We start from the raw sequence: 25,224 nt of genomic DNA on the forward strand, positions 1-25,224 counted from the left end.
CAGTTTGTGGTGCGGTACTTGCGCCGACCCCAGTTCGTCTCACTCATCATCCGAGCCTACTACCGCTGCGGCCCGGATTTGTGCAACAAAGCCCAACTCCCCCATCAGCGCCTGTTCGGTGTAGATGAAATAGGTGGTATCGGCTGGACTGTTTGCTCCTTGCTTAGTCGTTTTGGCGATGCGCCGCCCAAACGGGTCATAGCGATACTCAGCTTGCGTGCCATCGGTGCTTTCGTATTTGACTAGCCGCTCTGCCGCGTTGTAGCTGTAGGCCTTCTTGCCTTGACTATTGGTTTCCTTCTCCGTATGACCTTGCGCGGTGTAACTCACCTCGGTATCTATGGCCGGATTCTGGCTAAACGGTGTTTTATCGGGGTAGCGCACCATCTGGTTGTCCTGGTTGTAGCTCCAGGTGCCTGCTTGATGGGCGCTGCTGATTCGGTTGCCTACTGCGTCGTAGCTGTACATCTCAGTGGGCAAGCCCAGGCTTTGCAGATTTTGGTCTGGCAGGGCTTGGGTAAGGCGGTCCAGGCTGTCGTAGCTGTATTGAGTTTGGCCCAGATCGCTCGCAATCTGGGTGATGTTTCCACCCTGGTCATATTGGTACGCCCTGCTTGCCAATATCTGATTGCCGCTTTTGACTTGGATGCTGACAGGGCGTTGGATGGCATCTACCGCAATCGTTTTGGTCGCCCCAGGTGTACTGATAGCTTGTGGCACATTCCAGCTGTAATTGCTGTAGGTGATTGTGCTGCTGTTGGGCAGAGTTACTTTGTCAAGCTGACCCTTCGCGTAGCTGTAGGTTTGCACGCTGCCATCGGGGTAGGTGTGGCTCGCGAGTAGACCGTCGGCATTGAAACGCTGGCCTGTCGAGAAATTGATGGTGCCACTGCCGTCCACTTTGCCGTAGCTGATGGAGCTTTGGCTGGTTCTGCCCAGACCGTCCAACACATAGCTAGCGCTGCTGATTAATTGCCCGTTACCATCCTTTTGATCATAGCTCACAAGCTGTCCGTCTTTATCATGCTGGTAGGTAACCTTTTGATCGAGCGCGGTGCCGCCTAGTTTGTGTTCTTCTGCTGTCAGCTTGCCCACCGCATCGTAGGCGTAAGCACGGGTATTGCCTCCTGCATCCGTGCGCTGGGTGAGCTGCCCCACGGCGTCATAGCTGAACTGGATAGCTCCGCCCATCGGCCGGGTTTCCTTGGTTTGTCGCCCCACCTTGTCGTATTCAAATCTGTGGGTGTTGCCGTTGGCATCAGTCAGGCTGATGAGCTGGTCATGCGCATTCCAGCCTTGTTTGGTGCTTTGCCCCGCAGGATCTGTGCTCTGGATGCTTCTTCCCATGGCATCGTATTGGGTGAGCGTGGCTCTTCCAGCTGGGTCGGTGCTGGCTACGCGCTGGCCCAGCGCATCGTAAGCTTGACTTTGCGTGCGGGTTTCGTTGTTTCCCAGGTGCTGGGTGACTGCAGTTTGCCGACCTTGCTGGTCGTACTGGTAGGTTTCTTTGTAGGTGGGGTATTGGGTGGCGATGAGCTGGCCTGCCTGGGTTGTGCCATCCTCCCCGTATTCATAGCTGGTGACGTTGCCCGCCGGGTCTTTGCTGGCCTTGATGCGGCCTCTTTCGTCGTAGGTGGTTTCGGTGATGAGCCCGCTGGGGCTGATGGACTGGATGGGCCAGCCGTTGCTGTCATAGACCGTTCTGCGGCCCGCGCCTTCTGTCTCGCCAGGGGCGAGGATTTCCACGACCCGGCCTTTTTCGTCATAGCGGGTGACTGAGGTGCTGCCCATCGGGGTGATGGTGTGCGTTCTGCGGCCTCTGGCGTCATAGCGCATTTGGGTGGCGTTGCCCAGTGGATTGGTGGCCTTGGTGAGGTTGCTCGCTGCATCAAAGTTGAAGCTGGTGGTGCGATTCAATGCATCGGTTCTGCTGGTGGGAGCACCTCGCAGGTCGTAGGCCATTTTTCTGGTGCTGCCTTCTCCATCGGTTTGGGCTGTGACGTTTCCCGCACTGTCATATTGCCAGCTTTGGGTAATGGCATCGGTTTGTTTGGCATCTGCGGCGCCTTTTGTGGCGCTTGTGAGTTGGCTGTACTGGTCGTAGGTGTAGAGGGTGGTGCGCTGCTCGGGCAGGCCTTTGGCTTCCACCCATTCGGTGACGTTGCCTTTGCTGTCGTAGCGCCAGGTGCTGACGACGCCCAGCTGGTTGGTGTAGCTGCTCTGCCTGCCAAACACGGGCTCATAGGTGTATTTCTCTACACTGCCGTCGGGGTGGGTGATTTGCAGGGGCTGGTAGTTGGTGTCGTAGGTGGTGGTGGTGCTGTAGCCGCGTGCGTTGGTGTATTTCTGGCTGTAGGCGCCGTCCCATTGGTTGGAGGCGGTTTTCTTTCCGTTGAATGTGCGGTTAAGTTCGTTGCCTTGCAGGTCGTAGATGTAGACGGTGGCGTTGCCCCGGCAGTCGGTGTAGGTGACTTCAAAGACGCGCTGCTCGCGCAGGTAGTGGTTGGCGCCGGTGGCCGAGCACCCGCTTTGCCCGTCAAACCGGCCCACACGCCCGCCACCCCAGATGTTGGCCAATTTTTGCGTGGTGCCGCTGGTGCCAGCAGGGTCAATGGTGGTGCCTTTTTTGCCCAGGGCCAGCATGGGCTCGGGTGCCTTGATGCTTTGGCTGTACTGCACGGTGGTTTTGAAGCCTACCGGGTCGGTACGGCTGCTGATTTGGCCGTTGCCGTCGTATTCGTACTTCCAGAGGTTGCCCATGACGTCAGTGACCTGGGTTAGCTGGGTACCCGTCCATTGGTAGCTGACGCTGCGCCCTGCCAGGTCATCGACCTTGGTGATCAGGCCATTGGCCATGGTTACCGTGTAGATGGTTTTGCCAAAGTGGTCGAGGATGCGGGCGCTGGTAGCACTGTCGTAGGCAAAGCTGACTTTGACGCCGCTCGCGTTGGCGTAGTTCAGGATGCGGCCGTCTTTGTCATAAGTAATGGTGTTGCCAAACCGGTCGTACCACTGCCAGCCTGTGTGCTGCTGGGCGGGAGGCTGCGCTGCATCGACGAGTTTTTTGATGTAGACCGGAGCGTTGCCTTTGCTTTTGGCCATGTACAGGGCGTTTTGGCCACTTTGACCAATACGCTCGTAGATGACGCCTACGCGCTCGATGACTTTGACGTCCGCCCCCAGGGGATCGAGCTCGAAGTTGAGGGGGGTGCCCAGGCGGGGTTGAGCCACCAGCGGCCCTGGCTCCAGGAGCGGGCTATTGTTAAGGTGCCGCCCAGCACTTTGACGCTGAGGTCTTTGTTGGTTTCTTGGTATTCCCCATTGATCCAGTTGATGCGGGGCTCGCCTGCAGCAGCGACGGGTGCAAAACCCAGTTCGGTATTGGGCGCAAATGCGCCGATGCCGGAGATGCCTTGGGCGCAGGTCAAGGTGGCATAGGTGATGGCGGAGATCAGTAGGCTGCAGCGGGTCAGTTTGTGGGTGATGCCTCCAAGTATTTTTCTATGCATTTTCCAATTTCATTCAGAATTGCTATTGCAACGAATGTAGTTGGGCTGTGCATATTCACCGGGTTATTTTGCGGAAAGAAGATGGTTGTTTGATAGGGGGCAAAAAACAGGCCCTGGATCGTTAGATTTCTGCATCGCGTGTTGCATTGAGTTGAAGTGCCAGGACGCGGAGGACGAGCCCATAATCAGTAGAGCTGTACTACAAGACGACGCAATGACGTATCAAGGGTGTTGTTGGCTTGACCATAAAAAAGCTGCTTGGCCCTAATGCAGGGCGCAAGCAGCTATCAAACCAGGAGTAATCTACCTCAGTCGCAATCACACCACGTTCTGGTGCCCGAGGCACGTGCAGCACAGGGCTGCACAATGCCCTGCTCCATCAGAATGAATGGCGGATACCGACCTGGTAGCCGGTGCCCGATCCGTTGGCATCGGACACGGCCAGGCCGTCGCCCACCGTATAGGCCTTGCCGCCGTCCTTGTTCTTGACGCGGGCCACATTGCCGTACAGCGCCGTGCGCTTGGACAGGTTGTGTACATAACCCAGGGCGATGTGGTTGGCATCGTTGGCCACATTGGTCGCCTTGACAGCGCCATAACTCACCCGGAACTGACCGGCCGAGCCCACCGGCACATGCGCGCCCAGCGCCCAGACGCGCGTCTTCTTGTCGTCGCCCGCCTTGTTCTCGCCCAGCAGCAGCATGGGTTTGATCACGCCGAAATCGTAGCTCGCGCCAATGTTGGACTGTTTCAGATCGCCCAGCACGCTGTGCGTTGTCTTGGTGGTTGCCACAGCCAGGCTGAGCGGCCCGCTCGCATAACCTACCCGTGCACCGACCACGCGGCCGTCATTGTTGGCCATGCTTTCGCTGAAGCCGTACATGACGGTGCCGAAGAAACCGCCCAGCTTGGGCAAGTGGTAGGCGATGGAGTTGGACGCACGCACGTGGGTGACGCCCCGCGCCCCCGCTGGCGGGTAGAACAGCGCCGCCGACGAGCCCACGCCGTTGGTACCAAACGCGTGGTAGCCACCGCCCGACACCGCAAGGTTGCTGAAGCCCGGCACAAAATCGCGGCCCAGGCGCACCTCGCCAAAATCACCCGAGAGGCTGACGGTGGAGCGGCGGCCAAAGGTCAGGCCTCCGCTCTGGTTCTTGATGTTGTCCACGCTGGTGGAGCCGCCTGCGCCTGTATCGGCCTCGTACGCAGCTTCCAGCCAGAAGCTGGCCTTGAGGCCGCCACCCAGGTCCTCGGTGCCGCGAAAGCCCAACCGGCTGGAGGTGTTGCCATCGGCGCCCAGCTGGTTGACTGAGCCGCTGCCGCTGCTCGACAGGTGGGTGATGCCGGAGTCGATCACGCCAAACAGCTGCACCCGGGATTGCGCCTGCGCGGCGCCGCCAGCGCACGCCAGCGCCAGCCCGAGGGCGGCAGCTGCCGCCTTGCGACGCGAATGCGGCGGCAGGGTTGATGGTTCAAGTTTCATGGTGCTGTCTCCTTCTATGGTTGATGAAAGCCAAGGGCATCATCGAAGGAGAAGCTGTCATTCAGCTGTCATGCAGGCCATGAATCTTCAGGGAAAACTCGGGATTGCCAGCCGTTGCGCTTTGCACAAGACATGCGCCCGGAAGCACTACCGAAGGCAGAACCCATGCCCCATCACAGCAGAATGATGTCGTACTGGTCCGAGCCGTCACGCCCTTCCGCCTGCAGAGAGATCGGCTTGCCGATGAAATCGGACAGACCCGCGAGGTGCTGGCTCTCCTCGTCCAGCAGCATCTCGATGACAAGGGGCGCCGCCAGCACGCGGAATTCCTTGGGGTTGAACTGCCGCGCCTCGCGCAGGATCTCGCGCAGGATGTCGTAGCACACCGTCCGCACAGTCTTGACCTCGCCCACGCCGTGGCACACCGGGCATGGCATGCACAGCATATGGGCCAGCGATTCGCGCGTGCGCTTGCGTGTCATCTCTACCAGGCCCAGCTGCGAGAACTCGCCGCACATGGTCTTGACACGGTCGCGCTGCAACTGCTTGCGCAGCTCCTGCAGCACCTGCTTCTGATGGTCTTCATGCACCATGTCGATGAAATCGACAATGATGATGCCGCCCAGGTTGCGCAGGCGCAGCTGGCGGGCAATGGCGTGCGCCGCTTCCAGGTTGGTTTTGAAGATGGTGTCGTCGAAATTGCGCGCGCCCACGTAGCCGCCGGTGTTCACATCCACCGTGGTGAGCGCCTCGGTCTGGTCCACGATCAGGTAGCCGCCCGATTTCAGATCGACCCGGCGGCCCAGCGCACGCGCGATTTCCTCATCCACCGCGTACAGGTCGAAAATCGGCCGCTCGCCCTTGTACAACTGCAGCTTGGGCACTGCGGCGGGCATGAATTCCTGCCCAAAGGTCTTGAGCAGCGCGAACTGCTCGCGCGAATCGATGCGGATCGACTGCGTGTTCTCCGTCACCATGTCGCGCAGCACACGCTGCATCAGGTTCAAGTCCTGGTGCAGCAAGGTCTTGGGCGGCAGTTTGGTCGATGATTCCTTGATCCGCTTCCACACCTTGCGCAGGTAGGCGATGTCTTCGGCCAGCTCTTCGTCAGTGGAGTCTTCACCATTGGTGCGCAGGATGAATCCACCACCACCACCCGTCTCTGGCGTACCCACCAGCGCCTGCAGCCGCGCGCGCAGGGCATCGCGCTCGTTCTGCGGAATCTTCTGCGACACGCCGATATGGTCGTCCTGCGGCAGAAACACCAGCAGGCGCCCCGCCACGCTGATCTGCGTAGACAGGCGCGCGCCCTTGGTGCCGATCGGATCCTTGATGACCTGCACCATGATCGACTGGCCTTCGAACACCTGCTTTTCAATCGGCACCTGCGGCTCGCCCTTGCGGGCAAACATCGGCGCCTCTCCGCCTTCCTGGCGCTGCCACACATCGGCCACATGCAGGAAGGCCGCGCGCTCCAGGCCAATGTCGATGAACGCCGACTGCATGCCAGGCAGCACACGCGAGACCTTGCCCAGATACACATTGCCGACCAGCCCCCGTTCGAGCGTGCGCTCGTGGTGCAGTTCCTGCACGGCGCCGCCTTCGATGACGGCCACACGGGTTTCCTGTGGCGACCAGTTGATCAGAATATCGTTTTGCATGGGTGGTCTTCAAAGAACGAGGCCAGCTGCGCGCAGCAGGTTGGCCGTTTCAAATACGGGCAGGCCCATGATTCCGGAGTAGCTGCCGCTGATTTTGGCAATATACGCCGCCGCATGGCCTTGCACGCCATAGGCGCCAGCCTTGCCCATCGGCTCGCCACTGGCGACATAGGCAGCAATCTGGGCATCGGTCATGTCCGCAAACTGCACCTGCGATACCGACAGCGTAGTCAGGCGCTTGCGGCCCGTATGTAGCGCCACAGCGGTGAGGACCCGGTGGGTCTTGCCACTGAGCGCCCGCAGCATCTCGCCAGCCTCCCGGGTCGATTCGGGCTTGCCCAGAATACGCCGCCCCAGTGACACGGTGGTGTCAGAACACAGCACCGGCGCCCCCTCCAGCCCTCGGCGCTCCAGCCGCGCCAGGGCCGCATCGAGCTTCAGACCGGTGACACGCTGCACATAGTCGCTTGCCGATTCGCGGGGCAGCACAGTCTCCAGCGCCTCGGGGTCTGGTTCATGGTCCTCGCTGTTGGCCAGCAGCAAGGTATAGCGCACCCCGATCTGCTCCAGCAGTTGGCGGCGGCGCGGGGATTGCGAGGCCAAATAGACAAAGGGTTCCATGGTGCGGGTCCGATTTTTCTAAAAAACAAGCGCCTGCGCCCATCCACCAAGCGCAAGCAGCTATTGTTTTTGGAGCATACCGCATCCCGAGGTGCGCTGGCAAGAGAGTGGTGAAAGATATTGCGGATGCTCCCTTGCCCTATACCCGCCACAGCACCCGATGGGCCCGCCCTATTCGCGGTGGTAAGGATGGCCTGCGTTCACCGACCAGGCCCGGTACAGCTGCTCGATCAGCAGCACACGCACCATGGCGTGCGGCAAGGTCAGGTCAGAGAGGCGAATGCGTTCATGCGCTGCAGCCTTGAAGGCGGGCTCCAGCCCATCGGGCCCGCCAATGACCAGCGCCACGTCATCGCCTTCCAACTGCCAGCTCTTGAGGCGCTCTGCCAGCGCCGTGGTGCGCAGGCTGGTGCCGCGCTCGTCCAGCACCACGATGCGGGTGCCACGAGGGATCGCCGCCTCGATGCGCTTGCGCTCGGCGGCGTACAGGGTCTCGACCGTCTTGGAACCACGCGGCTCGGTCTTGACCGCCTTGAGCTCCACCTTCAGCTCCGGCGGAAAACGCTTGGCATAGTCCTCGTATGCCGTCTGCGCCCAATCTGGCACATGCTGACCGACCGCGACGATGAAAATTCTCATATCGAATGGCTCCAACGAAAAACGGGGCCTCCACGCGCTCGGGAGCGGGTTGCAGCGGCCTCTTCATGAGGTTTTTCATTGCGGGCGGCCCTGGCAATGAAAAAAGAGCTGGCCTGCCCGTGCAGTACAGCTCTTTGTCCAGCAGGTACGGCCTACTTGGCCTTGGCAGGCGCGCGCTTGGCTGCGGGCTTCTTGGCGGCAGGCTTTGCCACCGACTTGGCTGCGGGTTTACCGGTGGATTTGGCAGCAGGCTTGGGCTTGTTCACCACGACCTTCTTCACCGCCGCTGCAGGCTTTGCAGGGGCTTTGCCAGCCGTCTTGGTGGCGCGTTTGGCTGCAGGCTTGGCTGCCACGGTTCCCGTGATCTTCTTGACGGCAGGCTTTTTCACCGCCTTCTTGGCGGGTGCGGCGTCATCGTCCACGGCAGCAGTTTTGCGTGCTGCAGGCTTTTTCTTGGCCGGTGCCGCTTCATCGGCATCCGCCTTGGGCTTGGCTGCCTTTGGCTTGGCGCCGCCGAGCTTCAAACGCACAGGCATTTCGCCCCACATCTCTTCGAGGCGGTAGTACTGGCGGATCATGGGCTGCATGATGTGCGCCACCACGGAGCCGCAGTCCACGATGATCCATTCGCCGTTGTCTTCGCCTTCGGTGCGCGGCTTGGGAAAGCCTGCTTCCTTGACAGCGTCCTTCACGCTGGAAGCCAGCGCCTTGGTCTGGCGGTTGGAAGTGCCGGAGGCCACGATCACGCGCTCGAAGAGCGGCGACAGGTGCTCGGTGTTGAACACCTGGATATCCTGTGCTTTCACATCTTCCAGGCCATCAACGACGGCACGCTGGAGCGTTTGCACAGATTTTTTGGCAGCAGATTCGGATTTTTTGGCGGTGGTCATCAGTCGTTGATGGATGAAGGTGGTTCTACTATAGCGCGTGTTGCAGTTATTGTTGATCGTGTCAACACGCAGTATCAAGGAATTTGGCGCGGCGCCAAATATGAAGGTTCACGTTGCCAGCGGTACGCGCAGAATGGGCGCGCATCGGCAAGCGAAGAGCGCAATTATACGAGAGCGGCCGGTGAGGTGCTTACAACCAGTCCCTGCGCACCAGAAACTCGCGCAGCAACGCGGCTTCGGGGGAGCCTTCCGGGTCCTGGCGCTGGTAGCTCCAGCTTGCCAGCGGGGGCATCGACAGCAATATGGATTCGGTGCGCCCGCCTGACTGCAAGCCGAAGTGTGTGCCACGGTCCCACACCAGGTTGAATTCCACATAGCGGCCACGGCGGTAAAGCTGAAAATTACGCTCGCGCTCGCCATAGGGGGCGTTCTTGCGCCGCTCCACGATGGGCAGATAGGCCTTCAGGAAGGCATCGCCTACCGATTGCAGCATGGCAAAACCGCCTTCAAAGCCCAGTTCCGAGAAATCGTCGAAGAATATGCCGCCAATGCCGCGCTGTTCGTCACGGTGTTTCAGGTAGAAATACTCGTCGCACCATTTCTTGAAGCGCGGGTACAGATCAGGGCCGTACGGAGCAACGGCATCGTGACAGATCTGGTGAAAATGCACCGCGTCTTCCTCAAATGGATAGAACGGGGTCAAGTCCATGCCACCGCCAAACCAGAACGCGGCTGGCTGCCCGGCATGGCCTGCCGAAATCATGCGCACGTTCATGTGCACAGTGGGCACACAGGGGTTGCGGGGATGGAAGACCAGTGACACCCCCATGGCAGAAAACGGCGCGCCAGCCAGCTCTGGCCTGTGCTGTGTGGCCGAAGGCGGCAACTGCGGCCCCTGAACCTGCGAAAAGCCGACTCCGGCACGCTCGAACACCGCGCCGCCTTCCATGATCCTGGTGATGCCCTGCCCTTGCAGCTTTTCACCTGGTGCTTTCTCCCAGGCATCGGCCAGAAAGCGGACATTGCTGCCAGCCTGCGCTTCCACGCGCTCCAGCGCCTGCGTGATAGAGGCCTGCAAACCTTGCAGATAGCCCGAGACTGCCTGCACATGGTCGCCGTCAAGATTCATTTCAGCCATTGTGATCCGTCCAATACCTTGCCTGTGGCCCAGCCCCATGCAAGACAGGTCACAAGCGGATGCCTTTTCAGGCAAGAAAGCCGACACTGCTCTGCAGCCGCCGCCCCGCCTCCCGCACACGGCGGGGCGAAAGCAGCGGCCACAGCAGGCAGGCAGCCTTACTTCACCGCGCGGTAGCCAATGTCCCGGCGATACTGCGCGCCGTCAAAATGCACCTGGCTGGCTACCGTATACACCCGCGTCTGCGCCTGCTTCACATTGTCAGCCAGCGCCGTGACACACAATACGCGGCCACCGCTGGTGACTGGCTGGCCATCCTGTGTGGCGGTTCCAGCATGGAACACCATGGAATCCTCCGCATCTTCGGGCAGGCCGGTGATCACATCACCCTTGCGCGGGTCTTCCGGATAGCCGGCAGCCGCCATCACCACGCCCAGCGCGGTACGACGATCCCACTGCAGGTCGATCTGGTCGAGCCTGCCTTCGGTGGCCGCCTGCATCACGTCCACGAGGTCGCTCTTGAGGCGCATCATAATCGGCTGCGTCTCCGGGTCTCCCATGCGGCAGTTGAACTCCAGCGTCTTGGGATGCCCTGCCTTGTCGATCATCAGCCCCGCATACAGAAAGCCGGTGTAGGGAATGCCATCTTTTTCCATGCCACGGATGGTCGGCAGAATGATCTCGCGCATGGCGCGGGCGTGCACATCGGCGGTCACCACGGGAGCGGGCGAATACGCGCCCATGCCGCCGGTGTTCGGGCCCTGGTCGCCGTCCTTCAAGCGCTTGTGGTCCTGGCTGGTAGCCATGGCAGCCACGTTCTTGCCATCGCACAGCACGATGAAGCTGGCCTCTTCGCCATCCAGAAACTCTTCAATCACCACGCGGGCGCCACCATCGTTGTGGGCGACGCCATACTTGTTGTCCACCAGCATGAAATCCACCGCATCGTGGGCCTCTTGCGCTGTGGTGGCCACCACCACCCCTTTGCCCGCGGCCAGGCCATCGGCCTTGACAACGATGGGCGCGCCGAGCTTGTCGATGTAGGCGTGCGCCTTGACGGGATCGCTGAACGTTTCGTATTGCGCCGTGGGGATGCCATGGCGTGCCATGAAATCCTTGGAGAACGCCTTGGAGCTTTCGAGCTGCGCGGCAGCCTTGGTCGGCCCGAAAATCTTGAGGCCATGGGCGCGGAACTCATCGACCACACCGGCAGCCAGAGGCGCCTCCGGCCCCACCACGGTCAGCAATACATGGTTTTGCTGCGCCCATTCGCGCAGTTGCACCACATCGGTGATGGGCAGGTTTTCCAGGCACTTGTCGCGCTCGGTACCGGCGTTGCCAGGGGCAACATAGACTTTGGTGACCTTGGGCGATTGCGCCAACTTCCAGGCCATTGCGTGTTCACGGCCGCCGCCACCAATCACAAGAACCTTCATAGCGCAGCGTTGTGGTAAACCTCTTGAACATCGTCTAGATCTTCCAGCACATCCAGGAGCTTTTGCATCCTGGCAGCACTTTCCTCATCCAGATCGATCGTGTTTTCGGGACGCATCGTCACCTCTGCAACCTCAGGCTTGAAGCCTGCTGCCTCCAGGGCGTTGCGTACCGCTTCGAAATCCGCAGGGGGCGTCAGCACTTCAACGGCGCCCTCATCGTCGGTGATCACGTCATCGGCGCCCGCATCGAGCGCCACTTCCATGATCTTTTCCTCGTCAGCGCCAGGCGCAAAAATCAGCTGGCCGACGTTTTTGAACTGAAAGGCCACCGAACCTTCGGTGCCCATGTTGCCGCCGTGCTTGCTGAATGCGTGACGCACTTCGGCCACGGTGCGGACGCGATTGTCGGTCATCGTGTCCACAATGACAGCCGCGCCTCCGATACCATAGCCTTCGTAACGGATTTCCTCGTAGGTCACGCCTTCGAGATTGCCGGTGGCCTTGTCGATGTTGCGCTTGATGTTGTCGGCCGGCATGTTGGCAGCCTTGGCCTTGTCCACGGCCAGTCGCAGGCGCGGGTTGGCGGTCAGATCGCCGCCGCCCTGCCGAGCGGCCACCATGATTTCACGGATGATGCGGGTCCAGATCTTGCCGCGTTTTTCATCCTGACGGCCCTTGCGGTGTTGAATATTGGCCCATTTGCTGTGTCCTGCCACAGAATTTCCTTTGCTATCGTTTAATCTAGCTAGACTGCGATTTTACTTTTGACTTTGACGCTTTTGAGGAAAACCTATGGCTGAACCCCTACTGGTTGCCAAACATGGATCGGTTGAATGCTTTTTGCTGCCGGGTCTTGCCAATCGGCACGGCCTGATCACCGGCGCAACCGGCACCGGCAAGACTGTAACCCTTCAGACATTAGCCGAGGGTTTCTCTCGCATTGGCGTGCCGGTCTTCATGGCCGACATCAAGGGCGATTTGACCGGCATCAGCCAGGCCGGCAAGGTGGGCGAAAAAATGGCTGCCACGCTCAAGGAGCGCGGCATCGACGCCCCAGAGCCCATGGCCTGCCCCACTACCCTGTGGGATGTGTTTGGCGAGCAAGGCCACCCGGTGCGCGCCACCGTCTCGGACATGGGCCCGCTGCTGCTGGGCCGCATGCTGGATCTGAACGACACGCAGATGGGCGTGCTCAATCTGGTGTTCAAGATTGCGGACGACAACGGCCTGCTGCTGCTCGATCTGAAGGATCTGCGCACCATGCTCACCTACGTGGGCGACAACGCCAAGCAGTTCACCACCGAATACGGCAACATCAGCTCGGCCAGTATCGGCGCCATCCAGCGCGGCCTGCTGCAAGTTGATCAGCAAGGCGGCGATAAGTTCTTTGGCGAGCCCATGCTCAACATCGACGACATGATGCAGACCGTGGGCAACAAGGGGGTGGTCAACATCCTCGCAGCCGACAAGCTGATGCAGTCGCCGCGCCTGTACTCCACCTTCCTGCTGTGGATGCTGTCGGACCTGTACGAAAAGCTGCCCGAAATCGGCGACCCGGAAAAACCCAAGCTGGTGTTCTTCTTCGACGAGGCCCACCTGCTCTTCAACGAAGCGCCCAAGGTGCTGCTCGAACGCATCGAGCTGGTGGTGCGGCTGGTGCGCTCCAAGGGCGTGGGTGTGTACTTTGCCACGCAGAACCCGCTGGACATTCCAGACAGCGTTCTTGCCCAGCTGGGCAACCGTGTGCAGCACGCACTGCGGGCCTTCACGCCGCGCGATCAGAAGGCTGTGAAGGCTACAGCCACCACGATGCGAGCCAACCCCTCCATCGACATGGAAGCCGCTATCACCGAACTGGCGGTGGGCGAGGCCCTTGCGAGCTTTCTCGATGAAAAGGGGCGCCCCAGTGTCACCGAGCGCGCCTTCATCGTGCCGCCGGGCAGCCAGTTGGGGCCCATCACGCCCGAGCAGCGCAAGGCCCTGCTGCAGGGATCGCTGGTTGCAGGCGTGTATGACACGGCCGTCGACCGTGAATCTGCCTACGAAATCCTGAAGGCCCGCGCCGGGGAAACCACCGCAGCCGAAGGCGGCAAGGCGACTGCGGGCTCGGGCGGCGCAGCAGCCGCCAATGCCGGTGACAGCGGCCTGATGGGCAGCCTCAACGACATTCTGTTTGGCACCACCGGCCCGCGCGGCGGCAAAAAGGACGGCATTGTGCAGACCATGGCCAAATCCACCGCCCGCTCGCTGGGCACCAAGCTGGGCAACCAGATTCTGCGCGGCGTGCTGGGCAGCATCATGGGTGGCAAGAAGTAGCGCGCTCATCCCCCAAGAAAACAAAGCCGGCTGGTTGCCGGCTTTGTTGTTTGCACAGAGCGCAAGGATGACGGCGCTGTGTGCGCCTTCAGGTTCTGTCGCTGCGCGCCAGGTGGTCTTCGAGCTTGCGCAGCCCCACGGTCAGCAGGAAGGTCATCAGCCAGTACGCCAGCGCCACAGCCAGGTACGGCTCCCAATAACGCCCGTAGGCACCTGCCACCGTGCGGGCCGCGTAGGCCATCTCCGCCAGACCGATGGCGGAGACCAGCGATGTGTCCTTGAGCAGCGAAATCATGTTGTTGCCCAGCGGCGGCAACATGCGCCGGAAAGCTTGTGGAATCACCACATAGCGCATCATCTGCCCGTGCGTCATGCCCAGCGACAGGCCCGCCATTTTCTGCCCTGCCGAGATCGACTGGATACCGGCGCGGAACACCTCCGAGATGTAAGCCGATGAGTTCAGCGTCAACGCCACCACGCCGGAGATCAGCGCACCATGGTCCTGCTTCAGGGTGCGTGCCAGGTCACCGCTGATCAGCCAGCCGTTCACTGGGTGAATGAACAGCGGCATCACGGCAAAGTGCATCAAAAGAATCTGCACGAAAAGCGGCGTTCCGCGAAAGAAGCTCACATACACGGTGGATGGCCAGCGCAACAGGTACTTGCACACCGCCGTCCAGGGCTGGTGGCGGGCATCAGCCAGGCGCGCAAGCGCCAGCATCAAACCTAGCGCACATCCCATCAGCACACAGGCAATCGTCATGCCGACCGTAACTGCGGCGCCTTGCCAGAACAACTGCTTGTATTCCACCAGAATATCGGGGCGGAACCAGCCGAACCATTCGACGGGCGTGTTGTTATCCATACATTATTCTTTCCAGCAAAAAGACGGCCTTGCGGCCGTCCTGCATGCGGTAACTGCTATCAATATTATTGCATTACAGGGCAGGCTTCAAGGCGTCTGGCTGACGCCCCGGGGAGCCTGACGGCACACATCCTGTGTTATTGCGCCTTGTAGTCCTGGTTGAACCACTTCTTGTAGATCACGTTGTAGCTGCCATCGGCACGGATGGCGGCCAGGCCGGCGTTGATCTTGTCCTGCAAGGCCTTGTCGCCTTTGCGCACGACGATGCCGAAATGCTCCTTGGGGAAGCTGGCGTCGTCAACGGTCTTGAGCGCTGGGTATTGCGACACGCGGTAGGCAATCACGCCGTTGTCGCCAATGGCGGCATCCACACCGCCGCTGGCCAGCTCGGAGATGATCAGCGGCGTGCTCTCGAAACGGCGGATGTTGGTGCTGGTCTTGCCAACTTCGCGGCTCATCACGTCATCACCGGTCGAGCCGCTCACAACGGACACTTTCTTGTCCTTGAGATCCTTGAGCGACGCGACCTTGCTGTCCTTGGGAACAGCGATCAACTGACGTGCATCGAAATAAGGTTCCGAGAAATCAAAGCTCTGCTTGCGCTTTTCGTTGATCGTCACGCCCGAGATCACGAAATCCACGTCGCCATTGTTGAGCGATGCGAAGATGCTAGAGAACGGTGTGTTGACGATGCGCAGCTTCATGCCTTGCTGCTTGGCAATGGCGTTGACGATGTCGATGTCAAAGCCGACGATCTGCTTGTCCTTGTTCTCGAATGCAAAAGGCGCGTAGGTTGCGCTGGAGGCTACAACCAGTTCACGGCCCTGCGCCTGCACGCCCGATGCAGTCAACGCCGAGACAGCCAATGCGCCAGCTACCAGCGCAAACTTCTTGTTCCACATATGCAAACCCTTTGCAGCAAAAACCAGTACAAACGCTGGATTATACGTAAGCACATGTTCGCAATGGCCGCGCAGGCGCTCGCCTGCGGTACCGATTTTCAATACAGCAACACTTTACGGGCACATACATTGCCTGCGCGTAGCACCCAGGCCTTTCTGGTTTGCATCTAGCCTTTCTGGTTTGCATCTAATCTAATATGGCAGCACCTTTCCATCCATCCATCCAACCGATGAGCGCTTCCACCTCCCCTACCGCCCTGCCCACCTTTGCCGACGTGCAAGCCGCTTCCGAGCGGCTGCAAGGCGTAGCCCACCGCACACCGGTGCTGCGTTCAACCACGCTCAACAAGCTGACGGGCGCAGAGTTCTTTTTCAAATGCGAGAACCTCCAGCGCATGGGCGCGTTCAAGTTCCGTGGAGGTTACAACGCGCTGGCACAGTTCAGCGCCGAGCAGGCCAAAAACGGTGCGCTGGCATTCTCGTCAGGCAACCATGCCCAGGCCATTGCGCTGTCAGCCCGCATCCTGGGCATGCCTGCCGTGATCGTGATGCCGCAGGACGCGCCAGCGGCCAAGCTGGTGGCCACGCGCGGCTATGGGGCCGAGGTCGTCACCTTCGACCGGTTCACCGAAGACCGCGAGGCCATCAGCACCCGCATTGCCCAGGAGCGCGGCATGACGCTCGTGCCGCCCTACAACCATCCCGATGTCATTGCCGGCCAGGGCACGGCCGCGCTGGAGCTGCTGCAGGATGTTCCCGATCTGGACTACCTCTTCACGCCGCTGGGCGGTGGCGGCCTGCTGTCTGGGACGCTGCTGTCGGCCAAGGCCATGGCGCCGGGCTGCAAGGTTTATGGCGTGGAGCCCGAAGCCGGCAACGACGCGCAGCAATCGCTGCGCAAGGGCGAGATCGTGAAGATCGCCACGCCCAAGACCCTTGCCGATGGCGCGCAGACGCAGGCGCTCGGTGAGCTCACCTTCGCCATCATCCGCCGCGATGTGACCGACATCCTCACCGCCAGCGATGCGCAGCTGGTTGAAACCATGCGCTTCTATGCGGAGCGCATGAAGATGGTGGTGGAGCCCACCGGCGCGCTTTCACTCGCAGCCGCCCGCCATGGCGGCCTGGATCTGAAGGGCAAGCGCGTAGGCATTCTCATCAGCGGCGGGAACGTCGATCTGGCCAGCTACGGGCAGTTGCTCGCCAGCTGAAGCAGCGCCCCTTTGTCTCAGCCCTGCGCCAGCGCAGAGACACGAGCAGGCGCCATCAAGCCCAACAACCGCCGCACTGCGGCCGAGATGGGCGCGATGACCGGAACCTGAAAACGCGGCGCCAGCTGCAGCGCCACTTGCCCCAGGGGCCCGCCGCCAATGATCACGGCTTCCGCCTGGTCCTGCTCGATGCACTGGCGCACCGCTTGCGCCAGCGCAGCCTCCAGCGCCTGGGGGTCGGCTGTCAGGGCGCGCGGGTCTCCCGCAGTGAGGCGGATACCGGTAAAAAGCCCGGCCAGTCCCAGCTCGTGGGCCTTGCCATTGATCGCATCGGCCAGATCGGGCGTTACGGTGGCAATGCCAAACCGCCGCCCGCCCTCCGCAGCCTCCAGCATCGACGACTCGCAGATGCCGACCACGGGCAGATCGGTCGTGCGCCTGACCTGGTGCACGCCAGGGTCTCCAAATGCGCTGATGATGACACCCGACCAGCCTTCTGTCTGCGCCGAGCGCCATGTGGCCTCCACCTCCAGCGCCGCTGCATCCAGCTCCTGCTGATTGACGATCATCAACGGCGCACGTTGCGCGGTCAGCCCGCTGACGGCCACACCGGCGGGTGCTTCGTCTGCCGCGATATTGACCATCATCGATGTGGTGGCCTTGGAGGAGTTCGGGTTGATGACCAGAATGTTCCGCATTCAAATTCTTCCTGAAATCGTGGTGCTCCGCTCAGTGCGGGCGTGCGTGGATCGCTGCTGATGTCGCAGCTGGCTGATCTGCCTGATCGCCATCAAGGGGCGTGGCGTCCGGCGAGGTTCCGTAGGTCTCGGGCACGCTCTGGATGCTGATGACGAAGATCGCGTACATCACGGCCACCATCGAAAACACGCCTGCAAGGCCCACCGAATCGAGCAGTTTTCCCGCTACCAGTGGCATGAAGGCGCCACCGGCCGTGCCGGTCGCAAGAATGAAGGCGGTGCCGAAAGCGCGCACCCGGGTGGGATAGAGCTCGGGCGCAAAGATCCAGATGGTGGTGTTGAGCAGCAGCACAAAGAACTGGAACACCGCCCCCGCCGCCAGCAGCACGACGATGTTCTTGGCCAGAAAACCGATGGACAGCGCGGCAATGCAGGCGCAGACGGCGCCAACCGTCAAAACACGCTTGCGCGGAAAGTGAAAGCCCAGAGCCGATGCGGCAATGGCGCCCAGCAGGCTGCCGCATTGCATCACCATGGTGAACATCAGGCTCTTGGAGATGGAGTAGCCCAGCGTCACCAGAATCGTCGGCATCAGGGTGAGCACGGAAATCTGCGCGCCGTAGGTCATCCATATCGTGATGCACAGCGGGATGGTGCGGCGCGCCAGGGCACCCCGGAAGATTTCGGTAACGCGCACCTTGGTCTTCGACTCCGGCGGAGCTATACCGTCATCGGTGATGAATTGCCGCTGCGGAATGTCCTTGCCCGAGAGGCGGCCTGCGGCCAGCTTGGAGAGCACGGCATTGGTCTCCCTCACCTTGCCTTGCGAGAGCAGAAAGCGCGGCGTCTCGGGAATGTAGCGGCGGTAGAACGCGCCCAGGATGGCCGGCACCATCAGGCACACAAACAGCCAGCGCCAGTTGTTGTCACCCGGAAACAACCAGAACACCAGTAGCCCGAAACCTGGCGCCAGAAAATTGCCCAGGCCGCCAGCTGCGACATTGACCGTACCAATGGCTACGCCACGCGCCTTGGTCGAGCAGAACTCGGCCAGCATCGTCACGGCAATGGCAATTTCACCGCCCAGGCCAAAGCCCACTACCGCACGGCCAATCGCCATCACGGTCAGGTTGGGCGCCATGGCGCAGATGCCTGCCCCCAGCGTGAAGAGCAGCAGATCGATGCTCAGCATGACCCGGCGCCCATACCGGTCTGCCACGTAGCCCGATACGACACGGCCGATGGCCGCTGCCGCGAAGGTCACGGTATTGAGCATGCCGATGTGCGCGGCGTCCAGCCCCCACTGCGCACGCAGCATGGGGCCGACGATGCCGACCGCGTTCTGCTCGAATGCATCAAACAGACAGCCGATCAGAATCAGAAAGATGATGGTGTGGTGCGACCGCGTGACCCCGATCTGGTCCAGCGCCTGGTCAAGCTGAGCCACCTTGGGAGAGTTGGGAAGCGATGAGAGTTGCGGTCCGCCTGCCATATGAGACTCCAGTTGCGTGCTACAGAATGGAAAAATGATTTCCAAAATATATAAATGTGAAAATCAATTTTCAATCACGAAAGAAGAATCCGTTCCGAGGACAAACCCTTGATGGAGCGTTTGGCAATTGTTTTTGAAAGCCCGCTGTCAGATGGGCAGCGTCGTCACAGCTCGTCCAGGTCTTCGTGCAGCAGTTCGATGGCTGCCAGGCGCTTGCGGCCGGCGGCGCCTGCACTCTCGACGACCATGGTAGAGATCAGGTCGCACAACGCCATGACCGCCACATGGTTGTCCAGCGGCCCCGGGCCCATGCATTGGCACTGTATCGACCAGGTCGCTTCGCGGCGGTCGGGCGACATGGCGTCGCTGATGAAAAGGATTTTGCAGCCCATCTTGCCGGCCGCCTCCAGAAGACCGGACATCTGCCCTGTCTGGCGCCGCATGCCGAACACCACCAGGCAGTCCTGTGGCGCCAGCCCTACCAGATGCTCACCCAGCGACTCGCCCGCATCCGGGATCGCCACCACGCAAGGAATCACCTGCAGCATCTGCCAGCGCAGGTAGCGCGCAAAACCATGGCTGCCGCGCGTGCCGAAAATCAGGATCCGGGGCGCCTTGACGAGCGCGGTGACGATGTCCTGCATCTGCATATCGTTCAGCTGGGCAAAGGTGCGCGCCAGATTGGACTGCGATTGCTCAAGGTGGGTTGCAATCCGGCTGGCTGGAGGTGTTTCACCCGCCGCACTTTTGGCCGCTTGAAACAAAGGCGAGCCCGACTCCTTCTCACGCCGCACGTCACGCTTGGCCTCTTCGTAGCTCGCATAGCCCAGGCGCCGGATGAAGCGGCTCACGGTCGCGTTGGACACGCCGGCAAGCGCCGCCAGTTCGCTGGCCGCATAACTTGCCAGCTCGCCCGGAAACTCCAGCATGAAATCGGCAAGCCTGCGCTCTGCGGTGGAAAGCGCTTCAAGCTGGCTGCGAACGCGGCGAACAAAGGAATTGGCGTGTGGTTTGGAATGGTGCATTGACCGGATATGTCTGATGTCTGCTGCGGGAGAACACACTATCCTAAAGTAGATGCCTCTGCCGCGCGAACCCGAGCCCATGACGGCATTGCGATCATTGCAGCTGCATTGGAGTGCGCAAGCAGGTCATTTCCACCCCGCAGCAAAGGCAGGCATCCGTTTCTGGCAAACTCGGTGCCCAGTTTTCACCCTGAAAAACAAAAACATCCATGACCACCAACACCGCCAAAGTCACCATCATCGACCACCCCCTGGTTCAGCACAAACTGACCTTGATGCGCCGCAAGGAAGCCAGCACCAACAGCTTTCGCCGCATGCTGGGTGAGCTGTCGACGCTGATGGCCTATGAGATCACGCGCGACTTCCCGCTGCAGGACCTGGAAATCGAAACGCCCATGGAGAAAATGGTGGGCAAAGTGATTGACGGCAAGAAGCTGGCACTGGTGTCCATCCTGCGCGCAGGCAATGGCTTTCTGGATGGCATGCTGAATGTAGTGCCCGGCGCCCGCATCGGCCACATCGGCCTGTACCGCGACCCACAAACGCTGCAGCCGGTCGAGTATTACTTCAAGATGCCCGACAACATGGGCGAGCGCGATGTGATCGTGGTCGACCCAATGCTGGCAACCGGTAATTCTGCCGCCGCAGCCGTGCAGCAGCTCAAGGACAAGTGCCAGCCCAAGTCCATCAAGTTCATGTGCCTACTGGCTGCTCCCGAAGGCATTGCCACCCTGCAGAAAGCGCACCCCGATGTGCCCATCTTCACGGCTACCGTGGACCGCGAGCTCAACGACCACGGCTACATCCTGCCCGGCCTGGGCGATGCTGGCGACCGCATTTTCGGCACCAAGTAACGCAAAAGCCATCCCCGTCAAGCCGCGCCCGCGCTGTAGCGCGGGCGCTTTTTTTTGCACTTACCCTGCCCAAACCAGGTTTGATTTCCCCCAATGCTATTTCATAGATAGCAATTTGCGCTTATCGGGCAAGCGCTACAACCTGCTTTCCTGCCAATCGCTTGCCAATCGCTGATCAATCTGTTTCTCGCGCACGCAGCACCATGGTGTTGCCTGCCATGCTCACATCGAAGTAGCGCAGAAAATTCTGGCCCAGCAGCGCATCCTTGTCACTCTCACCGGTGTAGCCGGTGCCAACCCGCAGGTTGTTGACGGCGAATGGGCCGACCTCGATACGCTCTGCCCGGCGCATGGTGCCTTCGCGCACGCCATTGGCCGTCTGGAACTGCATGGGCACGCCTTCAGGCAACTGGGCGCGCTCGGCCACCTTGTCGGTGATGCTGATGATGCTCGCCCCGGTGTCAACCATGAACTGCACGGGCACGCCATTGACGGCTCCGCCCACGCGGAAATGTCCGTCACGGTCGCGCGGAATCTCCAGCACCCCATGGGCCAGCACCTTTCCTTCGGCGGGTTTGCGGTACATCTCAGTGGCCAGATAGATCACCAGCGTCACCGCCGCCCAGCCCGCCAGCAGCAACCAGGTGGTGCGGCGGGTAGGCGCTGGCGGACCACCATGGGGTGAGGATTTGCGCTCAGCGACCGGCGGAGTTGCGGGTGGATAGGCTGGCGGCCACGCGGGTGCTTGGCTAGATGGAGCCGAAGAATGCGATGAAGGCGCAGGAGCCTGCCACGGCGCGGGCGGCGATGGCTGCGAAGCAGTTGCGGACGGCTCTGCAGGCGCGGTGGAATCCGGCGCTGCAGACACAGGGTCGGGGTTATGGGTGCGAAGTCGGCTCATGGATCAGCTTCAAAACCTACCCAAACAGAAATGCAAAAAGCGCACTGCCAAGAGACCCGCGCATTCGCCGGAGCCCAGTTTGCGTAGGCCGTAGTTTCGTGCCGACGCATACAAAGGATGCGCCAGCCGGTAAAAGAGCCTGAATCATACCGGCACCGAAGGCATACGTCCCCGCATCGCTGTGAGCCTGCCTGCATCGCCCGCCTTTCGCGCCCGGTGGCACAGCAGATGCGACAGCCAGCTTGCACTGGCCTGCAGTCCCTTGCGTTAGGATGGCCGCCTCTGCATTCACTGCCGCGATAGCGATCACACGGCTCTGCCACCAGTCGCCCTGCTCCTCCATGACCACTTCACGCCGCCACCTGCTTCAAGGACTTGCCAGCCTAGCCAGTGCCTGCGCCCTGCCCCTTGGCCTGACCCGGGCCTACGCTGCAGATCCCCCCTGGCCCAGCAAACCGCTGCGCTTTGTAGTGGGCTACCCGGCAGGCTCGTCACCCGATATGCAGGCGCGCATGATTGCCCAGCCCCTGGCACAGATCCTGGGCCAGCCGGTGGTGGTGGACAATCGGCCCGGGGCCAGCGGCAATATCGGCGCAGACCAGGTGGCCCGCGCTACCGATGACCATACCTTCGGCATCATCGGCAATGGCCCGCTGACGTCATCACAAGCGCTGTATTCCAGGCTGCCTTACAACCCCGCCAAGGATTTTGCACCGCTGGCACTGGTTGGCGTATCGCCGCTGGCCTGGGTGGTGCCCGCTGCGGCAGGTACTTCTGCCGACAAGGCGCTGGCGAGTTTGCGCAAAAAAGGCAAGGCCGCCAGCTACGGCTCTACTGGCCTGGGCTCTGGCGGCCACCTGGGCATGGAACTGCTCAAAGATGCCCTGCACTTTGAAGCGCTGCATGTGCCCTTTACTGGCGCGCCAGGCGTGGTGACCGCCCTCATCGGTGGTCAGCTCGATTGCGCGCTGCTGCCGATCTCATCTGTCCTGCCCTTGGTGCAGAGCGGCAAGCTCACAGCGCTGGCCGTAACCTCGGCCCAGCGCACCAATCTGATGCCGGACACCCCTTCGATGCGCGAAATCGGCGCCAAGGATGTGAACATCGAGGTCTGGAATGCACTGATGGCCCCTGCTGGCATGCACGCTGTAGCACAGGGCCCATTGAGCGACGCCCTGGTCAAGGTGTTGGGCAGCACTGAAATCAAGGAACAGCTGTTGCGCCAGGCCTGGACTCTGGACAACCCATCGCCCATTCTTCTGCAGCAGCGCATTGCTGCCGACCGCAAGATGTACAACGAGCTGATTGCCCGCAAGAAGCTGCAGCTCGAATGAACGGCTGGTCTTGAGTCAAGTACCCGGACAACCTGCGGGCACGGCGCCAGCAGGCCTCTCAGACCCTGAAGCAAGCCGCGTGCAAGCCTGTCAGCGCCTCACCTGCAGCGCGCCAGGGTTGACGATATTCGTTGGCCGCCCCTTGATGTAGTTGATCACGTTGTCGAACGCGGCACCAAAGTACATCTCGTAGCTGTCCAGCTCCACATAGCCGATGTGCGGCGTGCAGATGCAGTTCTCCAGCCGCAGCAGGGCATGGCCCTGCAAGGTGGGCTCACTCTCGAACACATCCACCGCGGCGATACCCGGGCGGCCCCGGTTGAGCCCGGCGATCAAGGCATCGGGCTGCACCAGCTCTGCACGCGAGGTGTTCACAAAGGTGGCCGTCGGCTTCATCATCGATAGGTCGTCAAAGCTGATGCAGCCGCGTGTCTGGTCGTTGAGCCGCAGGTGAACCGAAAGCACGTCGCTGGCCGCAAAAAATGCCTGTTTGCTGGGAGCGACCTTGTGCCCGTCAGACAGGGCACGCGCACGCGAGTTATCGCTGCCCCAGACCAGTACCTCCATGCCGAAGGCCTTGCCATAGCCTGCCACCATCTGGCCAATCTTGCCGTAGCCCCAGATACCCAGCGTGCGGCCGCGCAGCACCGTACCCAGGCCAAAATTGGGCGGCATATTGGCCGCCTTGAAGCCTGACTGCTGCCAGGCGCCGTGCTTGAGATTGGCAATGTACTGCGGCAACCTGCGCGCAGCCGACATGATGAGCGCCCATGTCAACTCTGCCGGTGCAACGGGAGAGCCCACACCTTCGGCCACCGCGACGCCGCGCTCGGTGCAAGCCGTCAGGTCAATGTGCGAGCCGACCCGGCCGGTCTGCGCGATCATTTTGAGACGGGGGAGTTTTTCCAGAAGCAGGCGGTTGATGTGCGTGCGCTCACGGATCAATACGATGATGTCGGCATCGCGCAATCGCACCGACAGTTGTCCCAGACCCTTGACGGTATTCGTATATACCTTGGCCGAGTAGTCGTCCAGGCGCGACGCGCACTGCAGCTTGCGCACTGCATCCTGATAATCGTCCAAGATCACAATATTCATACGAAGACCATTTTTCCTCGAACGCCACACCCAGATGGCCCAGATGACCCAGTTCCACAGGAGGCTGCATATCCTGATGCGCCCAACTGCTGGTAGCAAAGCCGGTACCCTGGCCATTTGGCCGCATGGCAAAAACAATCTTCTGCGCAGCGCCAGCGGCCTCATAAGCTATGAACATCATAGCATTTATTAATGCAAAAAGGCCACCTTGGCTTCGCCCCCCTATAAATACCAATAGCGTATCAACTATCTGTTTTCATAAAAACCGTTGATTGTTCGACAATTCCGTCATCCTGCCGCTACACCGCTGCGTTGTACCGGAATGCCCCAGCCGCAGGCAGTTGTTGCTTTCGCCACCAAAGCCCATCGCTTTACATCGCGCATCGCTAGCAACTGTGCGTGCTTAGCGCTATAACTATTGCTCTCCATCTGCTTTGTTGGTTGATACCACCATGACGAAATCGGCTGTCCGCTCCCGCAACTGTTGCTCCAAGCATATGTTCGAAAGAACCATGGAGGAATGGGGAGGCGAACAGGACCTATGGGTATTTGCCTATGGTTCGCTGATCTGGCGTCCGGAGTTCGAGTTTCTGGAGTGCCGCCACGCCCGTGTATATGGCTGGCACCGCGCGCTCAAGATGTGGAGCCACATCAATCGCGGCACGCCCGAATGCCCGGGCCTCGTGTTTGGCATGTTCTCAGGTGGCAGTTGCCGGGGCATGGCCTTTCGTATTGCCCGCCACCATGTGCCGGAAATGATGCCGCGCCTGTGGCAGCGTGAAATGGCCACCGATGCCTACGACCCCAAGTGGCTCGACTGCCAGACCGAGAGCGGCAACGTAAAGGCGCTGGCTTTTACCCTGTCCAAAACCAGCCCCCGCTGCACCGGTACCCTGTGCGAGGATGACTACCGCCGGATTTTTGCGCAGTCGTGCGGTATCTACGGCACCACCCTCGACTATGCGCAGTCCACCTTTACTGCGCTGCTGCAGCAAGGGATTCATGACCGCGCTCTGGAGCGCCTGCTTCAGCTCTCGCCAGCAGCGAACGCCTGACCCCCCGCAACCCCATCTCAGCCAGTCGACTGCCATGGCAGGCTCTTTGGCTTTTACATAGCCCATAACAAACACCCTGCGCCTGACTGCAATGCT

Annotated in this window: 22 protein-coding genes; 5 read left to right on the forward strand and 17 right to left on the reverse strand. The window is 60.8% G+C overall.

All coding sequences use genetic code 11. The features are described from left to right. Positions 1-39: 39 nt before the first annotated feature. The 10 genes from HNP33_RS21215 to HNP33_RS17590 all read right to left on the reverse strand — a co-directional run bounded on the left by HNP33_RS21215 (position 40) and on the right by HNP33_RS17590 (position 12,093). A complete protein-coding gene (locus HNP33_RS21215; protein ID WP_184710838.1) occupies positions 40-3,231 on the reverse strand; it encodes an RHS repeat protein in 3,192 nt (1,063 codons plus the stop codon). Then, positions 3,150-3,509: a hypothetical protein gene (locus HNP33_RS17550; RefSeq protein WP_184710841.1), complete on the reverse strand. Its 360-nt coding sequence runs from the start codon at positions 3,507-3,509 to the stop codon at positions 3,150-3,152. Before HNP33_RS17550 ends, HNP33_RS21215 begins: the two co-directional genes overlap by 82 nt. A 379-nt stretch (positions 3,510-3,888) precedes the next feature. Then, entirely contained in the window at positions 3,889-4,992 is a 1,104-nt protein-coding gene (locus HNP33_RS17555) for a porin (RefSeq protein ID WP_184710843.1), read from the reverse strand. 173 nt (positions 4,993-5,165) lie between these two features. Continuing rightward, the gene (gene rng, locus HNP33_RS17560; protein WP_184710845.1) at positions 5,166-6,653 is read right to left on the reverse strand and encodes a ribonuclease G; all 1,488 of its coding nucleotides are present in this window, start codon (positions 6,651-6,653) and stop codon (positions 5,166-5,168) included. A gap of 9 nt (positions 6,654-6,662) precedes the next feature. Continuing rightward, complete coding sequence (locus tag HNP33_RS17565; RefSeq protein WP_184710847.1) at positions 6,663-7,274, reverse strand: Maf family protein; 612 nt, start codon at positions 7,272-7,274, stop codon at positions 6,663-6,665. A gap of 171 nt (positions 7,275-7,445) precedes the next feature. Continuing rightward, on the reverse strand, positions 7,446-7,913 hold the full coding sequence (rlmH, locus tag HNP33_RS17570; protein WP_184710849.1) for a 23S rRNA (pseudouridine(1915)-N(3))-methyltransferase RlmH: 468 nt from the start codon (positions 7,911-7,913) through the stop codon (positions 7,446-7,448). A gap of 152 nt (positions 7,914-8,065) precedes the next feature. Further along, entirely contained in the window at positions 8,066-8,803 is a 738-nt protein-coding gene (gene rsfS, locus HNP33_RS17575) for a ribosome silencing factor (protein WP_184710851.1), read from the reverse strand. 190 nt (positions 8,804-8,993) lie between these two features. Next, entirely contained in the window at positions 8,994-9,941 is a 948-nt protein-coding gene (hemF, locus tag HNP33_RS17580) for an oxygen-dependent coproporphyrinogen oxidase (RefSeq protein WP_184710853.1), read from the reverse strand. A gap of 158 nt (positions 9,942-10,099) precedes the next feature. Continuing rightward, positions 10,100-11,377 (reverse strand): phosphoribosylamine--glycine ligase, encoded by a 1,278-nt coding sequence (gene purD / locus HNP33_RS17585; protein ID WP_184710855.1) that lies wholly within the window; start codon positions 11,375-11,377, stop codon positions 10,100-10,102. Further along, positions 11,374-12,093 carry a YebC/PmpR family DNA-binding transcriptional regulator gene (locus HNP33_RS17590; protein ID WP_184710857.1) on the reverse strand — a complete coding sequence of 240 codons (720 nt, stop codon included), beginning with the start codon at positions 12,091-12,093 and terminating at the stop codon, positions 11,374-11,376. The genes purD and HNP33_RS17590 overlap by 4 nt, the downstream gene beginning before the upstream one ends. A 76-nt stretch (positions 12,094-12,169) precedes the next feature. Here HNP33_RS17590 and HNP33_RS17595 point away from each other — a divergent pair, with 76 nt between their 5' ends. Next, positions 12,170-13,693, forward strand: coding sequence for a helicase HerA-like domain-containing protein (locus HNP33_RS17595; RefSeq protein WP_184710859.1), 1,524 nt, complete (start codon positions 12,170-12,172; stop codon positions 13,691-13,693). A gap of 88 nt (positions 13,694-13,781) precedes the next feature. On the opposite strand, the gene HNP33_RS17600 is transcribed toward HNP33_RS17595, so the two are convergent. After that, positions 13,782-14,558 carry an amino acid ABC transporter permease gene (locus HNP33_RS17600; protein WP_184710861.1) on the reverse strand — a complete coding sequence of 259 codons (777 nt, stop codon included), beginning with the start codon at positions 14,556-14,558 and terminating at the stop codon, positions 13,782-13,784. 137 nt (positions 14,559-14,695) lie between these two features. Next, positions 14,696-15,460: a basic amino acid ABC transporter substrate-binding protein gene (locus tag HNP33_RS17605; protein WP_184710863.1), complete on the reverse strand. Its 765-nt coding sequence runs from the start codon at positions 15,458-15,460 to the stop codon at positions 14,696-14,698. Positions 15,461-15,690: 230 nt separating this feature from the next. Between HNP33_RS17605 and HNP33_RS17610 the strand changes: the two genes are divergently transcribed. After that, on the forward strand, positions 15,691-16,671 hold the full coding sequence (locus tag HNP33_RS17610; RefSeq protein ID WP_184710865.1) for a threo-3-hydroxy-L-aspartate ammonia-lyase: 981 nt from the start codon (positions 15,691-15,693) through the stop codon (positions 16,669-16,671). Between the two features lie 17 nt (positions 16,672-16,688). Here HNP33_RS17610 and HNP33_RS17615 read toward each other — a convergent pair whose 3' ends face one another. The 3 genes from HNP33_RS17615 to HNP33_RS17625 form a co-directional block, all read right to left on the reverse strand. Next, positions 16,689-17,369: an aspartate/glutamate racemase family protein gene (locus tag HNP33_RS17615; RefSeq protein ID WP_184710867.1), complete on the reverse strand. Its 681-nt coding sequence runs from the start codon at positions 17,367-17,369 to the stop codon at positions 16,689-16,691. Between the two features lie 31 nt (positions 17,370-17,400). Continuing rightward, positions 17,401-18,861, reverse strand: coding sequence for an MFS transporter (locus HNP33_RS17620; RefSeq protein ID WP_184710869.1), 1,461 nt, complete (start codon positions 18,859-18,861; stop codon positions 17,401-17,403). A 164-nt stretch (positions 18,862-19,025) separates the two neighbouring features. Next, entirely contained in the window at positions 19,026-19,886 is an 861-nt protein-coding gene (locus HNP33_RS17625; RefSeq protein WP_184710871.1) for a MurR/RpiR family transcriptional regulator, read from the reverse strand. A 209-nt stretch (positions 19,887-20,095) separates the two neighbouring features. Here HNP33_RS17625 and upp point away from each other — a divergent pair, with 209 nt between their 5' ends. Beyond that, positions 20,096-20,740: a uracil phosphoribosyltransferase gene (gene upp / locus HNP33_RS17630; protein WP_184710873.1), complete on the forward strand. Its 645-nt coding sequence runs from the start codon at positions 20,096-20,098 to the stop codon at positions 20,738-20,740. A 175-nt stretch (positions 20,741-20,915) separates the two neighbouring features. Here upp and HNP33_RS21220 read toward each other — a convergent pair whose 3' ends face one another. Continuing rightward, positions 20,916-21,641, reverse strand: coding sequence for a retropepsin-like aspartic protease family protein (locus tag HNP33_RS21220; RefSeq protein ID WP_267906725.1), 726 nt, complete (start codon positions 21,639-21,641; stop codon positions 20,916-20,918). 341 nt (positions 21,642-21,982) lie between these two features. Between HNP33_RS21220 and HNP33_RS17640 the strand changes: the two genes are divergently transcribed. Beyond that, positions 21,983-22,975, forward strand: a complete 993-nt coding sequence (locus tag HNP33_RS17640; protein WP_184710875.1) for a Bug family tripartite tricarboxylate transporter substrate binding protein — start codon at positions 21,983-21,985, stop codon at positions 22,973-22,975. A 90-nt stretch (positions 22,976-23,065) separates the two neighbouring features. On the opposite strand, the gene HNP33_RS17645 is transcribed toward HNP33_RS17640, so the two are convergent. Continuing rightward, positions 23,066-24,073 (reverse strand): D-2-hydroxyacid dehydrogenase family protein, encoded by a 1,008-nt coding sequence (locus tag HNP33_RS17645; protein ID WP_184710877.1) that lies wholly within the window; start codon positions 24,071-24,073, stop codon positions 23,066-23,068. A 497-nt stretch (positions 24,074-24,570) separates the two neighbouring features. Between HNP33_RS17645 and HNP33_RS17650 the strand changes: the two genes are divergently transcribed. Then, positions 24,571-25,128, forward strand: a complete 558-nt coding sequence (locus HNP33_RS17650; RefSeq protein WP_184710879.1) for a gamma-glutamylcyclotransferase — start codon at positions 24,571-24,573, stop codon at positions 25,126-25,128. Positions 25,129-25,224 lie beyond the last annotated feature (96 nt).

It is taken from the genome of Comamonas odontotermitis, assembly GCF_014207855.1.
Taxonomy (GTDB): domain Bacteria; phylum Pseudomonadota; class Gammaproteobacteria; order Burkholderiales; family Burkholderiaceae_C; genus Comamonas; species Comamonas odontotermitis_A.